This window comes from Enterobacter sp. Lyrl_3, from assembly GCF_051948675.1.
Lineage (GTDB): Bacteria > Pseudomonadota > Gammaproteobacteria > Enterobacterales > Enterobacteriaceae > Enterobacter > Enterobacter cloacae.
In genome coordinates, this window is the sequence record NZ_JAYJLI010000011.1 from 131,431 (window position 1) to 144,009 (window position 12,579).

The 12,579-nt window shown below is 57.4% G+C and carries 13 protein-coding genes; 5 read left to right on the forward strand and 8 right to left on the reverse strand.

What is annotated here, in order from left to right:
* Positions 1-52 precede the first annotated feature (52 nt).
* Entirely contained in the window at positions 53-1,102 is a 1,050-nt protein-coding gene (locus VF709_RS18380; protein WP_013099154.1) for an AI-2E family transporter, read from the forward strand.
* A gap of 104 nt (positions 1,103-1,206) precedes the next feature.
* Positions 1,207-1,806 (forward strand): 4'-phosphopantetheinyl transferase AcpT, encoded by a 600-nt coding sequence (gene acpT, locus VF709_RS18385; protein WP_038420766.1) that lies wholly within the window; start codon positions 1,207-1,209, stop codon positions 1,804-1,806.
* Here the strand turns inward: acpT and arnF are convergent.
* The 8 genes from arnF to VF709_RS18425 form a co-directional block, all read right to left on the reverse strand.
* Positions 1,757-2,161 carry a 4-amino-4-deoxy-L-arabinose-phosphoundecaprenol flippase subunit ArnF gene (gene arnF, locus VF709_RS18390; protein WP_058682457.1) on the reverse strand — a complete coding sequence of 135 codons (405 nt, stop codon included), beginning with the start codon at positions 2,159-2,161 and terminating at the stop codon, positions 1,757-1,759. The genes acpT and arnF overlap by 50 nt on opposite strands.
* Entirely contained in the window at positions 2,158-2,496 is a 339-nt protein-coding gene (arnE, locus tag VF709_RS18395; protein ID WP_013099172.1) for a 4-amino-4-deoxy-L-arabinose-phosphoundecaprenol flippase subunit ArnE, read from the reverse strand. Before arnE ends, arnF begins: the two co-directional genes overlap by 4 nt.
* Positions 2,493-4,148 (reverse strand): lipid IV(A) 4-amino-4-deoxy-L-arabinosyltransferase, encoded by a 1,656-nt coding sequence (gene arnT / locus VF709_RS18400; protein WP_440232143.1) that lies wholly within the window; start codon positions 4,146-4,148, stop codon positions 2,493-2,495. Before arnT ends, arnE begins: the two co-directional genes overlap by 4 nt.
* Positions 4,145-5,047, reverse strand: a complete 903-nt coding sequence (arnD, locus tag VF709_RS18405; RefSeq protein WP_038420770.1) for a 4-deoxy-4-formamido-L-arabinose-phosphoundecaprenol deformylase — start codon at positions 5,045-5,047, stop codon at positions 4,145-4,147. The genes arnT and arnD overlap by 4 nt, the downstream gene beginning before the upstream one ends.
* On the reverse strand, positions 5,044-7,026 hold the full coding sequence (arnA, locus tag VF709_RS18410; protein WP_038420771.1) for a bifunctional UDP-4-amino-4-deoxy-L-arabinose formyltransferase/UDP-glucuronic acid oxidase ArnA: 1,983 nt from the start codon (positions 7,024-7,026) through the stop codon (positions 5,044-5,046). Before arnA ends, arnD begins: the two co-directional genes overlap by 4 nt.
* On the reverse strand, positions 7,023-8,006 hold the full coding sequence (gene arnC / locus VF709_RS18415) for an undecaprenyl-phosphate 4-deoxy-4-formamido-L-arabinose transferase (RefSeq protein ID WP_013099176.1): 984 nt from the start codon (positions 8,004-8,006) through the stop codon (positions 7,023-7,025). The genes arnA and arnC overlap by 4 nt, the downstream gene beginning before the upstream one ends.
* 1 nt (position 8,007) lies before the next feature.
* The gene (arnB, locus tag VF709_RS18420) at positions 8,008-9,147 is read right to left on the reverse strand and encodes a UDP-4-amino-4-deoxy-L-arabinose aminotransferase (RefSeq protein WP_038420772.1); all 1,140 of its coding nucleotides are present in this window, start codon (positions 9,145-9,147) and stop codon (positions 8,008-8,010) included.
* Between the two features lie 324 nt (positions 9,148-9,471).
* Complete coding sequence (locus VF709_RS18425; RefSeq protein WP_029883623.1) at positions 9,472-9,978, reverse strand: phenolic acid decarboxylase; 507 nt, start codon at positions 9,976-9,978, stop codon at positions 9,472-9,474.
* Positions 9,979-10,077: 99 nt separating this feature from the next.
* Between VF709_RS18425 and VF709_RS18430 the strand changes: the two genes are divergently transcribed.
* From VF709_RS18430 to VF709_RS18440, 3 genes are all read left to right on the forward strand, one after another.
* Positions 10,078-10,959, forward strand: a complete 882-nt coding sequence (locus VF709_RS18430; protein WP_038420773.1) for a LysR family transcriptional regulator — start codon at positions 10,078-10,080, stop codon at positions 10,957-10,959.
* Between the two features lie 32 nt (positions 10,960-10,991).
* Positions 10,992-11,786 (forward strand): SDR family NAD(P)-dependent oxidoreductase, encoded by a 795-nt coding sequence (locus tag VF709_RS18435; RefSeq protein WP_020687718.1) that lies wholly within the window; start codon positions 10,992-10,994, stop codon positions 11,784-11,786.
* Positions 11,787-11,892: 106 nt separating this feature from the next.
* On the forward strand, positions 11,893-12,555 hold the full coding sequence (locus VF709_RS18440; RefSeq protein ID WP_013099181.1) for an HAD family hydrolase: 663 nt from the start codon (positions 11,893-11,895) through the stop codon (positions 12,553-12,555).
* Positions 12,556-12,579: the final 24 nt, after the last annotated feature.

Sequence of the window (12,579 nt, forward strand, 5' to 3'; positions counted from 1 at the left end):
GAAGCGAAACCCGCGCACTACACTTAACGGGCAATCACATTAAGGAACACGAATGACCCCTAACCCGCCCGACAAAGCAGGACTCCACATCCTGTTAAAACTCGCCTCCCTGGTGGTGATCCTCGCCGGTATCCATGCTGCCGCCGATATTATTGTCCAGCTTCTGCTGGCGCTCTTTTTTGCCATTGTGCTTAACCCGCTGGTGACCTGGTTTTTGCGCCGGGGTATCAGCCGCCCGGTGGCCATAACCATTGTGGTTATCGTGATGCTGATTGCCCTCACCGCCCTTTTCGGCGTTCTGGCCGCCTCGCTGAGCGAGTTCTCCACGATGCTGCCGCAATACAACAAAGAGCTGACGCGCAAGATCGTGGCGCTTCAGGAGATGATGCCGTTTCTGAATCTGCATATTTCGCCGGAACGGATGTTGCGCCGGATGGATTCAGAAAAAATCATGACCTACGCCACCACGCTGATGACCGGCCTGTCCGGCGCTATGGCCAGCATTTTGCTGCTGGTCATGACGGTGGTGTTTATGCTGTTCGAAGTGCGCCACGTGCCCTATAAGCTGCGTTTCGCGCTGAATAATCCGCAAATTCACATCGCTGGTTTACACCGCGCGTTAAAGGGCGTCTCCAAATATCTGGCATTAAAAACCCTGTTGAGCGTCTGGACCGGCGTGATTGTCTGGCTGGGGCTGATGCTGATGGGCGTGCAGTTCGCGCTGATGTGGGGAGTGCTGGCGTTTTTGCTGAACTACGTGCCCAACATTGGCGCGGTACTCTCCGCCGTGCCGCCCATGATTCAGGCGTTTCTGTTTAATGGCTTCTATGAGTGCATGCTGGTGGGGGCGCTGTTCCTCGTGGTGCATATGGTGCTGGGGAATATTCTTGAACCACGGATGATGGGCCACCGGCTGGGCATGTCGACGCTGGTGGTGTTCTTATCCTTACTGATTTGGGGATGGCTGCTGGGCCCGGTTGGGATGCTGCTGTCGGTACCGCTCACCAGCGTCTGTAAAATCTGGATGGAGACCACCAAAGGCGGCAGCAAACTGGCGATACTGCTGGGGCCGGGCCGACCCAAGAGTCGATTGCCCGGGTGATTTTCCGTTACTGATTAGCCATTGTTGAGGTCAATGGATTATAGTAATGGTTTCGCCGCGCAACTTTACAGCTATCGCGTTTTTGACTGAAGGCCAGACGTTATATGTACCAGGTTTTGCTGGGAAAAATCTCCTCGCTGAGCACAGACCAGTGGGCGCAAGCCCTCTCCCAATACGCTCCGCAGGGTGCTCAACGCGCCCGTTGGCTGGCGGGTCGAGGGCTACTGTCGCGTGTGCTGGCACCACAGCCTTTACCGGAGATTGTCTACCGTGAACAGGGCAAACCCGTGTTTGCCGACGAGTATCCTCTGTGGTTCAGCGTGAGTCACTCGGAAGATGATATTGCGTTAATTATCAGCGATGAAGGTGACGTAGGCTGTTCGCTGGAGCATATCCGTCCGCAGGAAAACTGGCCTACGCTCGCCAATGCCGTATTTAGCAATGCCGAGCATGACGCGCTGGAAAAGGAAACATCCGAAAACAAACTCAGCACATTCTGGCGTATCTGGACCCTAAAAAAGGCCATCCTTAAACAACGCGGTGGTCATTCCTGGCAAATGGTCAGCATTGACAGCAGTGCCGCGCTGCACTCAACGAGCCAGTGCCGGACAGGTTTGCTGAGCCTCGCCGTTTGCACCACCACGCCCTTTGAGATTACGGCGTCTCTGATCCATTCTGTACACGCTGAGCTGGCCGAAAAATAACCAGCACGCCCAGCATAATCAACCCGACACCCGCCAGCCCCTGCCACGAGAACGACTCACCCCAGCCGGGCAGCAGGATCGCCGCGCCCCACACCAGAATATAACTGAGGCTCAGCAAGGCGTACGCTTTGCTGAGCGCCATGCGATGCAGCGCCAGATACCAGCAGCCCATAGAGGCCACATAGCCCATCAGCCCCAGCAGCAGCGCGCCGGTACCGGACGAAAAATGCCAGAGGGCCCTGAAAAATGCCAGCGCCTCGTCGACGGGCGGAAGCGCCTGCATGGCGCTGCGCAGCAGCAGCTGCGCGGCACTGACTAACGCCACGCTGCATAACGCCCAGCACGCCCCTTTCACAGGCTTCCTCCCAGCAAAACAATCCCGATCATAATCAACCCTACGCCCAGCCAGTGATGTCGGGCCACCTTCTCATGCCAGAGCCCCTTCGCTGCCAGCGTCACCCAGACAAAATTAAGGCTCAGCATGGGATAGGCGACCCCGACGGGAAGACGCTGCAATACCACCAGCCAGACCAGCATGCCGCAGCCCAGCGCCAGCAAGGCGAGCCCCAGCCACAGCACAATATGCGCGCCACGCCGCCCGGTTTTCGCCGGACGGGTCGCTTGCTTCTGACAGAGCTGTCCCGCGCAGGTCAGCAGACTAGCCAGCACCAGCCAAAGCCAGGTCATCATTGCGGCAGATACTGCAGGTAAGCCAGCCGCCCCTGGATATACAGGTAGTCCGGCTTTGGCAGGTTATCACGGTTCAGATCGTTGTTCTTCGACAGCAGGATCACCAGCGACACGCTCCCCTGCTGGCGATGCCTCGCCAGCCACTGCGCAAAGTCATCTTTAGTGATAAAGCGGTCTTTCACGTCCGGATAATCCAGCCCGTAACGCAGCTCACCGCTCTGACCAAACATGATGATGTCATTACGTTTAAGCTCCCACGCCAGCCCTGCCGCCACGCCGACGTTATCGGCCAGCACGAACCGGCTCTGCTGGAGCGGGTCGCGCACGGTATCCACCAGCGACTGTGGCTGTTTGGAGTCCACCACCAGGTTGGGAATGGCAAAACCAATCAGCAACGCCAGCCCGGCAGGGCACAGCGCCGCCAGCCACCAGCGCTGCTGGCTCCGTCTGAAGCTAAACCAGCCCACCACGGCCCAGACGAGGAAGGCCACCACCGCGCAGAAGACTTTATACAGCTCGACCGACGTCCAGACCGGGTGCTTAGCCAGCCCCCACGGCGACACGACTAACGCAGCGATGACACCGAGGGTACCGAACGCCAGGTTGATCCCGGCATTGATGCGTAACACGCTGGCCCCCTTTTCCGCAGCGAGGCAGGCATAGCGCGCCATCAGGATCGCCAGCGGGGCAAAACACGGCAGGATGTAGGTAGGCAGCTTGCCTTTGGCAATGCTGAAGAATAAAAGCGGCATCACCACCCAACCGAGCAGATAAAGCCCGCCGCCTGCCGGATGTTTTTCACGCCAGCCCAGACGCAGCGCACCGGGCAACAGCGCCAGCCACGGCAGACTGCCCGCGACCAGGAATGGCAGGTAATACCAGAACGGGGCTTTGTGCTGGGCGTCGCTTTGGGCAAAACGCTGAATGTGTTCAACCCAGAAGAAGTAGCGCCAGAAATCGGGTTCACGCTGGGCAATCGCCAGCCCCCAGGGCAAGACAATAAGCACGCAGCTCAGGATCGCAAGCCCGCCAAAAATCAGCACCTCTTTCCAGCGCTTTTGGGCAATCACCCACGGCAGGACGCCAAGGACCGGCACCGCCAGGGCGAGAAAGCCTTTGGTCATCACCCCCATACCGCAGGCCAGCCCCAGCACGATGTAGCCCCCCGCGTTGCCAGCCAGGGTCTGCGCCTGCGAGGCCAGCCAGAAACTGCACATCGCCGCCGCCAGCCACAGGGAGATGATGGGGTCGAGCACGGCATAGGTGCCAATGCCATAGACCAGAAACAGCGTCAGGAAGATAAGGCCGGAGAACAGGGCAACGCGTTTATCGCGCCAGAGTTGCCAGGCCATCCAGATAACCAGTAGCGCCGTCAGGCCGGTGGAAAAGATGGCCCCGGCGCGCACGGCAAAGTTTGTATGGCCAAACAGCAGTTGCCCGAGGCTGTTGACCCAGTAGCCAGCAATCGGCTTTTCAAAGTAACGCAGCCCCAGAAAATGCGGCACAATCCAGTTGCCGGAGGCGAGCATTTCACGGCTGATTTCCGCATAGCGCGTTTCATCAGGCTGCCATAACAGACGGATATCAACCGGAATGAGATAGTAAACAATAAACAGGGCGAAAAGCCCTAAGCCATAACGGGCGACTTTCATGGTACCGGACTCACGGTTTGTTGATAGCCAAGCCAGCCTTCCCGGCCAGCCATTTCACTTCGCACAATTTTGCCGACGGGCAGCGTACTGAGATCGTCTGGCAGCAGGTCGATCAACGGGCAGAACTGAATCCCCTCCTGCGCCGCCAGCGTCAACAGCGCATCGAAATCATGCTGATACGCAATCCCTTCCACCTCGGCGTGGATGGTGTAGACCGGCGTGCCGGTGTCGCGATGTATACGGTCCAGAATGTAGCGGTTGAAGCCGTCGGCGGTCACCTCGCGCCCCACCACTTCATCCCAGGTGGGCAGTGTGACCGGGATTTGCACCGTGCCAACGCGGTTTTCACCGAGCTGTGGTAAAAAAGGTCCGCTGCCCCGGCAATCGCTGTTGTAGCGAAACGCGAACGGCTCTTTGGCTTTCACGACGCGTTGATCCGCACGCCATCCGGCCACGGCGGAGCAGCGCACCGACTGCCCGATAATGGCCTCCAGCTCCCGCAGACCACGCTCGATTTCCCGGGCCAGGCGAGGAATGTCCCAGACGCCCGCCCAGGCCTGCCAGGCATGGTGATCCCAGGCATGCAGGCCGACCTCATGGTGCTGCGCCGCTTCACGGATGATGGCTTCGTTACCCGCGCCGATACGCCTGCCGGGCCATGCGGTACCGGCCAGCAAAATATCCCAGCCGTAGAGCGATGCTGCGCGCGAGCGCAGCATTTTGAACAGAAATGCCGGTTTAACCAGACGCCATAAATGACGTCCCATGTTGTCTGGCCCCACGCTGAAGAAGATGCTGGCACGCACATCGTGCTTGCTCAGCAGCCTCAGCAGTCCGGGAACGCCGTCACGCGTCCCCCTGAAGGTATCGACATCAATGCGTAAACCGACTTTTTTCATGAGGCCTGTTCCGACAGCTCCACGGTGCGCAGGAAGAAATCGAGCGTCTCATCAATGGTTTGCTCCATCTTCACCGTTGGCGTCCAGTTCAGGCAGCGCTTCGCATTGCGAATGCTCGGCTTGCGGTGCTCAACGTCCTGGTAGCCTTTGCCATAGTAGCTGCTGCTTTCCACTTCGCGGAATCCTGCAAACGGCGGGAACTGGTTACGCAGCGGATGGCGCTCGAAGCTTGCCAGCAGCATTTCGGCCAGTTCACGAATGCTCGCTTCGTTATCCGGGTTGCCGATGTTGATGATCTCCCCGTTGCAGCGGCCATCCTTGTTTTCAATGATGCGGAACAGGGCTTCGATGCCGTCGCTGATGTCGGTGAAGCAGCGTTTTTGTTTACCGCCTTCAATGAGCTTAATGGGCGAGCCTTCCACCAGGTTCAGGATCAGCTGGGTAATGGCGCGGGAGCTACCAATGCGCGCCGCGTTCAGGTTATCCAGACGTGGCCCCATCCAGTTGAATGGCCGGAACAGGGTAAAGCGCAGCCCTTCTTTCTCGCCGTAGGCCCAAATCACGCGGTCCAGCAGCTGTTTAGAGACGGAGTAAATCCAGCGCTGCTTGTTGATCGGCCCGACCACCAGGTTAGAGGTATCTTCATCGAAGTTTTTATCAGTACACATGCCGTACACTTCGGAGGTGGACGGGAAGATGATGCGCTTATCGTATTTCACGCAGTCGCGGATAATCTTCAGGTTCTCTTCAAAGTCCAGCTCGAATACGCGCAGCGGGTTGCGGGTGTACTCAATCGGCGTGGCAATGGCGACCAGTGGCAGCACCACGTCGCATTTTTTGATGTGGTACTCGATCCACTCGGAGTGGATGCTGATATCCCCTTCCACGAAATGGAAGCGCGGGCAGTCAAGGAAACGGCTGATGGCATCGGAGCCAATGTCGAGGCCATAAATTTCGTAGTTATCGTCTTTCAGCAGACGCTCGGTCAGGTGGTTACCAATAAAACCGTTTACGCCGAGGATCAGCACGCGGGTGCGGCGCTTAATTGCCACCACCGGGGCGCTGGTGATCAAGGCGCCGGGAACCAGCCCCAGAGACTGCGCCAGTTGCGCGCCCTGCACATAAACGCCGTTGTCGGTCTGACCGGTCACGATCTCCAGCGCCTGCTCGCCGCAGCTGACAATCAGCGGAGAGACAGAGACGATGGTGCCCGGTTTCGCGGCCGGGACATCATCGCGCACGCGGGATTTCCAGACGATGAATTTGCTGACGCCGGCAAAGCTATACGCCCCCGGCCAGGGGTCGGTCACCGCGCGCACCAGGTTGTGCAGCTGGCGGGCGGGCTTGTTCCAGTCCAGACGGCCGTCTTCCGGCGTGCGGCGGCCAAAACAACTCGCCTTGCTCTCGTCCTGAGCGGTCTCGCTGAAGGTGCCGTTCAGGATGGTTGGCAGGGCATCACGCAGCAGGCTTTGTGCCACCGAGCAGAGTTTCTGATGAAGCTGCAGCGCCGTCTCATCCGCATCAATGGCAACACGCTGCTGCGCAATGATGGCGCCCGCATCCGCGCGGTGCACCATGCGGTGCAGGGTCACGCCGGTTTCAGTTTCGCCATTCACCAGCACCCAGTTCAGCGGCGCGCGGCCACGGTAGGCGGGCAGCAATGAGCCGTGAAGGTTAAATGCCCCTTTCGTCGCCAGACGTAAAATATCGTCGCAAATCAGGTTGCGGTAGTAGAACGAGAAGATGACATCCGGGGCGGTGTCGCGAATGCGATCCACCCACAGCGGGTGGTTGATATCGTCCGGCGCGTAGACCGGAATGCCGTGCTCGGCGGCGATACGCGCCACGGAGCCAAAGAAGTTATTCTCGCCTGCGGCGTCCGGATGCGTGAAGATGGCAGCGATATCATAACCCGCTTCAAGCAGGGCAAGCAGGCCCGCGCACCCCATATCGTGATAGGCAAAGACAACAGCTTTCATGGGTGTTTTTCCTCTTGAGAGACTTTGTGTTCCTGGCGGACAACACGTTGAATAAAGTAGCGCGGACGTGCGCGAACATCGTTATAGATACGGCCAATGTACTCACCGAGCAGGCCCATCCCGACAAACTGGGCGCCGATGAACATGAACAGCACGGCAAAGAGCATGAACACCCCTTCCGCCGCCCACTGGGGGCCAAAGACCAGACGCAGGACGACCAGCAAAACGGAAAGCGTAAACCCGGCCAGCGCGATAATGCTGCCAAAGACGCTCAGCAGGCGCAGCGGCGTGGTGGTCAGGCAGGTGATGAGGTCGTACATCAGGTTGATAAGACGCATAAAGCTGTACTTCGACTCCCCGTGCTCACGCTCGGCGTGCAGCACCGGGATCTCCGTCGCCTTACGGGCAAAGGTATTCGCCAGAATCGGAATGAAGGTGCTGCGTTCATGGCAGTGCAGCATGGCGTCGACAATATGGCGGCGATAGGCGCGCAGCATGCAGCCGTAATCGCCCATCGCTTTGCCGGTGGTGCGCTGGATCAGGCGGTTGATGGTGCGGGAAGCCAGCTTGCGGAACAGGCTATCCTGACGATTCTGCCGTACCGTACCCACCACGTCGTACCCTTCGTCGGCTTTGGCGACCAGCCGGGGGATCTCCTCCGGCGGGTTTTGCAGATCGGCATCCAGCGTGATGACCAAATCCCCCGTCACGTGGCTGAACCCGGCCATAATGGCCGAATGCTGGCCATAGTTGCGGTTAAGCAGCACCGCGACGATATGGCTGCCTTCAGCCTGCGCAGCCTCGGTCAACATCAGGGCGGAGTTATCGCTGCTGCCGTCATCCACCAGCAGGATCTCGTAGGCTTTGCCCAGCGTCTCGCAGGCGGCGGTGGTGCGGCGGATCAGTTCGGGCAGGCTCTCCTGCTCGTTATAAACGGGGATCACCACAGAAACTTTTTGTACAGGCGGCGCACTGAACATATCAATGTCCTGCAAGCTGATGGAGCGCGGTAATGACGCGGCTTGTGTCGTCATGAGTCATGTCCGGGAAAAGTGGGAGAGAACAAATACGCGCGCTGTTCCATTCAGAATGCGGGAGCGATACATCAGGAAAACGCTCGCGGTAGTATTTTTGGGTGTGTGCCGCGCGGAAATGCAGGCCAGTGCCGATACCCTTCTCCTTCAGGGCCGCCATCAGGTTATCGCGGGAAATCCCGCAGCGGGCTTCATCCACGCGAATAATAAACAGGTGCCAGGCGTGCACATGCGACCATGATGGAATAGTGAGCGGCTGGAACGGCGTGTCGGCCAACTCGCGCAGGTAGCGTTCGGCGATGTCCTGACGGCGTTTGTTGGCCTGTTTCAGTTTGCCCAACTGCACCAGCGCCAGCGCGGCGTTGATATCCGCGAGGTTGTATTTAAAGCCGGGCGCGATCACTTCGGCCTGCGGCGCGCGGCCGTGGGTCTGGCGGTCATAGGCATCGACGCCCAGACCGTGGAATTTCAGGCTGCGGATTTTTTGTGCCAGCTGTTCGTCATCCGTCACCACCAGACCGCCCTCGGCGCAGGTCATGTTTTTAATGGCGTGGAAGGAGAAAATTGCCGTGCCCTGCCAGCCCACGTGACGGTCTTTGTAGTACGTGCCCGCGGCGTGTGCCGCATCTTCGATCACCGGAATACCGTGACGTTCCCCCACCGCGCGGATAGCATCGATATCACACGGCGCACCGGCGTAATGCACCGGGATAATCGCTTTGGTACGCGGCGTAATCGCGGCGTCTACCGCGTCCGGGGTGACCATCAGGGTATCTTTGTCCACATCGATCATCACCGGGTTTGCCCCCAGCAGAACGATCATATTCAGCGTGGAGACCCAGGTCAGGGAGGGGGTGATGACGTCATCGCCAGGGCCAATACCCAGCGCCATCAGGGTGACGTGCATCCCGGCAGTTGCCGAACTGACGGCTATGGCGTGGTGATTCCCGGTCAGCTGACAAAATGCCTCTTCAAGCGCCTGATTTTTCGGCCCGGTCGTGATCCAGCCAGAGGTTAATACCTCCTGCAACGCCGCGATTTCCTCATTACCCATTGAGGGGCGGGAAAAAGGCAAAAAATCACTCATCATTAATTTCCTTGCAATAAGAATGGCATGCTTTTGATATTAACCAATTAGCGGACCGTTTATTTCAACGGTTCATAAACTCATATCAAGGTAGCGCTCATTTCTTAGGGAAAAATTAAGAGAGGGAATTAAAATGTTTTCACATGAATTTAAATACCTTTAAAAACATAAAGTTATAAAATTATGAATTATTTATTTTGTGACAGCACTCAATTTTTTCAAAATGTAACGTTTAAACCAAAGCTCAACAAACAAAAAAAATCCCGGTTATTTCTTTAAAAACAGAAATAACCGGGAACTTTTCTTTTTAGTTAATTGTCGCGCTTATTTTAAATTATTTGGGAAGTCAGCGGGCAATTCACTGGCCGCACACGCAATTACGCTGTCATCGTTGGCCCCACAGTCGCGCACGAAGGTAATGGTGGCAAATTCATCAATCACTTCTGTTGGATAGGCCGGACCTGCATCGCGATAGCTGTTCATCAGTGGAATGTGATCGTTCTGGAAGCAGACGGTTTTTTCCGGGTTGTTCATGACCCAACGCGGGAAGAAGATAGTGCCATGGAACAGTTTGTCCCCAAGGTTCACAATCAGGCTAACGTCGGTGCCGGTGGGTTCAGTCCAGGAAATTTTATAAATACTCTCACCTACGCGAACAACATACACCTGCTGATCTTTTACCCAACGATTCCCCACCAGGCCGCTGTGAATACGGTAGTCGATGGTATTTTCATTTTTGATATAAATCTCGTAGTTCCAGCCATTATCGTAGGTATAAACCAGATGTTTGCCGATGAAGCCGCTTAAGTCGTGTTTGTCGAAGGTGCTCATATAATGTCTCCATTGTTTTGATGAGACGATCCTACCCCTTCAAAAAATGAATTAATAACGCTATGTTTGAATCAAATTCATCCAAATTTTAGATTGATTATGCACAAGACGACGCTCGAACAATGGTCCTTGCTGGAGAAGGTGGTGGATGCGGGCAGTTTTGCCAGAGCCGCGGAAGAGACGCACCGCAGCCAGTCTTCCGTCAGCTATAACCTGGCGCTACTGCAGGAACGGCTGGGGGTGGCGCTTCTGGTGCAGGAAGGCCGTCGGGCGGTGTTGACCCCTGCCGGGGAACTGCTGCTCAACCAGGTCAAACCGCTGCTGAAAGCCTTCGCGTACGTTGAGACACGCGCGCTTACCCTGCGTAACGGAATGCGCACGCGGCTGGATCTGGTGGTGGACAATATCTTCCCCCGCCGTCGTCTGTTCGCCATCCTGCGTCAGTTCCAGCAGCAGTATCCGCAGACTCAGGTCCGTCTTACCGAAGTGCTGGAAAATACCCGCGCCGATGCCATCAATGATGAAGCCGATGTGATGGTCTTAACCCGCCGCCAGGATATGACCGGGCTTGGCGAATGGCTGATGAATATCGACTTTGTTGCCGTGGCCCATCACCAGCATCCGCTCTTTCAGCTCGACGCGCCGCTGAACGACGACATGCTCCGCCCGTGGCCGCTGATTAAAATTGCGGACAACCAGGCCGCGGCGCACTCCGCCAGTGGCTCGTGGACCTTTTCCACCATAGACGCGGCCATTGAGGCGGTGATGTCGCAGGTGGGTTACGGCTGGCTGCCGGAGGAGCGCATTCAGACTCAGCTGGAACAAGGGGTACTGAAGATGCTGCCGCTCAGCCATGGCGTGCGGCGAGCCACGCCGCTGCACCTGATTGTGAAGCGCTCGCTTAGCCCGCTGGACGAACAGGTTGAGTCGCTATTGCGCCTTTTTAGCCAGGAGCCGTCATCGTCACCTGCTACGCTTTAAGGTCCGAACGTTAAAACGATAAGGAGCAGATGATGAAAATCGACTTTACGGGGAAAGTGGCGCTGGTCACCGCCTCAACGGGTGGAATTGGCTTCGCCATTGCCAGAGGGCTGGCAGAAAGCGGTGCGGAAGTGATCGTCAATGGCCGCAGTACCGAGTCGGTGAATAAAGGTATTCAGCAGCTGCAGCAGGTAGTGCCGGGCGTGCAGGTGCGTGCCGCGATAGCCGATCTCAGCACGCCGGAAGGGGTCGAGTCGCTGCTGAAGGTGGCGAATAACGTGGACATTCTGGTCAACAATGCCGGGATTTACGGGCCGCAGGATTTCTATGCCACCGACGATGACACCTGGGAACGTTACTGGCAGACCAACGTAATGTCCGGCGTGCGTCTCTCCCGCGCGCTGCTTCCCGGCATGGTGAAGAAAGGCTGGGGCCGCGTGGTATTTATCTCCTCCGAGTCGGCCTGCAATATCCCGGCGGACATGATCCACTACGGCGTGACCAAAACGGCACAGCTCTCGCTGGCACGCGGACTGGCGAAGTTCGTGGCGGGTAGCGGCGTGACGGTCAACAGCGTATTGCCGGGGCCGACGATGTCTGACGGATTCGCAGAGATGATGAAAGACGAGATCGAGAAGACCGGTAAGTCGCTGGAACAGCTGGCAAAAGAGTTTGTGATGGCCAACCGCCCCAGCTCGGTGATCCAGCGAGCGGCCACGGTTGAAGAGGTCGCCAATATGGTGGTCTATGTCTGCTCAGCGCAGGCCTCCGCCACGTCTGGCGCGGCGTTGCGCGTCGACGGTGGCGTGGTGGATGACATTATCTGAGTGGCTCAGGCCGCAAGAATGAGAAAAAAAGCGTGAGGTTTAAGGACTGTGGCGCCAAAGCAGGTAAACTAACGAGCAGAATGTGTATTTCAGCTAAGACGTATTTATGACCAATATGATTGCCGACGAGACCGTGGCCAAATCTAACGTGCTCTCTGTCTTCGACTTTGATGGAACGTTAACACACCACGATAGCTTCATCCCTTTCCTGCGTTTTGCCTTCGGGAAACGTTACTTCGCGGGACGACTGGTGCGTATGGCATTGCCGACGCTCCACTGCGTACGCCGCAAGCTAACGCGTGATGAGCTAAAAGAGGTGCTGATCAAAACGTTCCTGACAGGGGTGGATGAACACTGGTTACGTCAGCAGGCGGAAGCGTTTTGCGAAAAATACTGGAACAAGCTGATGCGCCCCGAGGGGGTGCTGGCGGTGGCGGCGGAGGTGAACTCTGGCGCGGAAGTGACCATCTGTTCCGCCTCTCCGGCACTGGTGCTCCAGCCGTGGGCTGACAAGCTTGGCATCAAGCTGATTGGCACACAACTGGAAGTGAAAGACGGTAAGCTGACCGGGCGCATTACCGGCAACAACTGCCGCTGCGCCCAGAAAGTCGCCAGACTGGAAAAGGTGTATGGCAATCTGAACGAGTACCACCTGCGCGCCTGGGGGGATACCCGTGGCGACCACGAACTGCTGGCCGCAGCGCAGGATCCACACTGGCGGCACTTCCACCCACCGCGCAAGCGCCGCAACTCACCGATTAAGGGTTAGGTGCGGTCTGGTGCCCTCACGCCG

What these genes read in the sequence shown, in the direction of transcription:
- VF709_RS18380 (WP_013099154.1), top strand. Translation starts at nt 53, where the DNA reads ATGACCCCTAACCCGCCCGACAAAGCAGGACTCCACATCCTGTTAAAA.
- acpT (WP_038420766.1), top strand. Translation starts at nt 1,207, where the DNA reads ATGTACCAGGTTTTGCTGGGAAAAATCTCCTCGCTGAGCACAGACCAG.
- arnE (WP_013099172.1), bottom strand. Translation starts at nt 2,496, where the DNA reads ATGATGACCTGGCTTTGGCTGGTGCTGGCTAGTCTGCTGACCTGCGCG.
- arnT (WP_440232143.1), bottom strand. Translation starts at nt 4,148, where the DNA reads ATGAAAGTCGCCCGTTATGGCTTAGGGCTTTTCGCCCTGTTTATTGTT.
- arnD (WP_038420770.1), bottom strand. Translation starts at nt 5,047, where the DNA reads ATGAAAAAAGTCGGTTTACGCATTGATGTCGATACCTTCAGGGGGACG.
- arnA (WP_038420771.1), bottom strand. Translation starts at nt 7,026, where the DNA reads ATGAAAGCTGTTGTCTTTGCCTATCACGATATGGGGTGCGCGGGCCTG.
- arnC (WP_013099176.1), bottom strand. Translation starts at nt 8,006, where the DNA reads ATGTTCAGTGCGCCGCCTGTACAAAAAGTTTCTGTGGTGATCCCCGTT.
- arnB (WP_038420772.1), bottom strand. Translation starts at nt 9,147, where the DNA reads ATGAGTGATTTTTTGCCTTTTTCCCGCCCCTCAATGGGTAATGAGGAA.
- VF709_RS18425 (WP_029883623.1), bottom strand. Translation starts at nt 9,978, where the DNA reads ATGAGCACCTTCGACAAACACGACTTAAGCGGCTTCATCGGCAAACAT.
- VF709_RS18430 (WP_038420773.1), top strand. Translation starts at nt 10,078, where the DNA reads ATGCACAAGACGACGCTCGAACAATGGTCCTTGCTGGAGAAGGTGGTG.
- VF709_RS18435 (WP_020687718.1), top strand. Translation starts at nt 10,992, where the DNA reads ATGAAAATCGACTTTACGGGGAAAGTGGCGCTGGTCACCGCCTCAACG.
- VF709_RS18440 (WP_013099181.1), top strand. Translation starts at nt 11,893, where the DNA reads ATGACCAATATGATTGCCGACGAGACCGTGGCCAAATCTAACGTGCTC.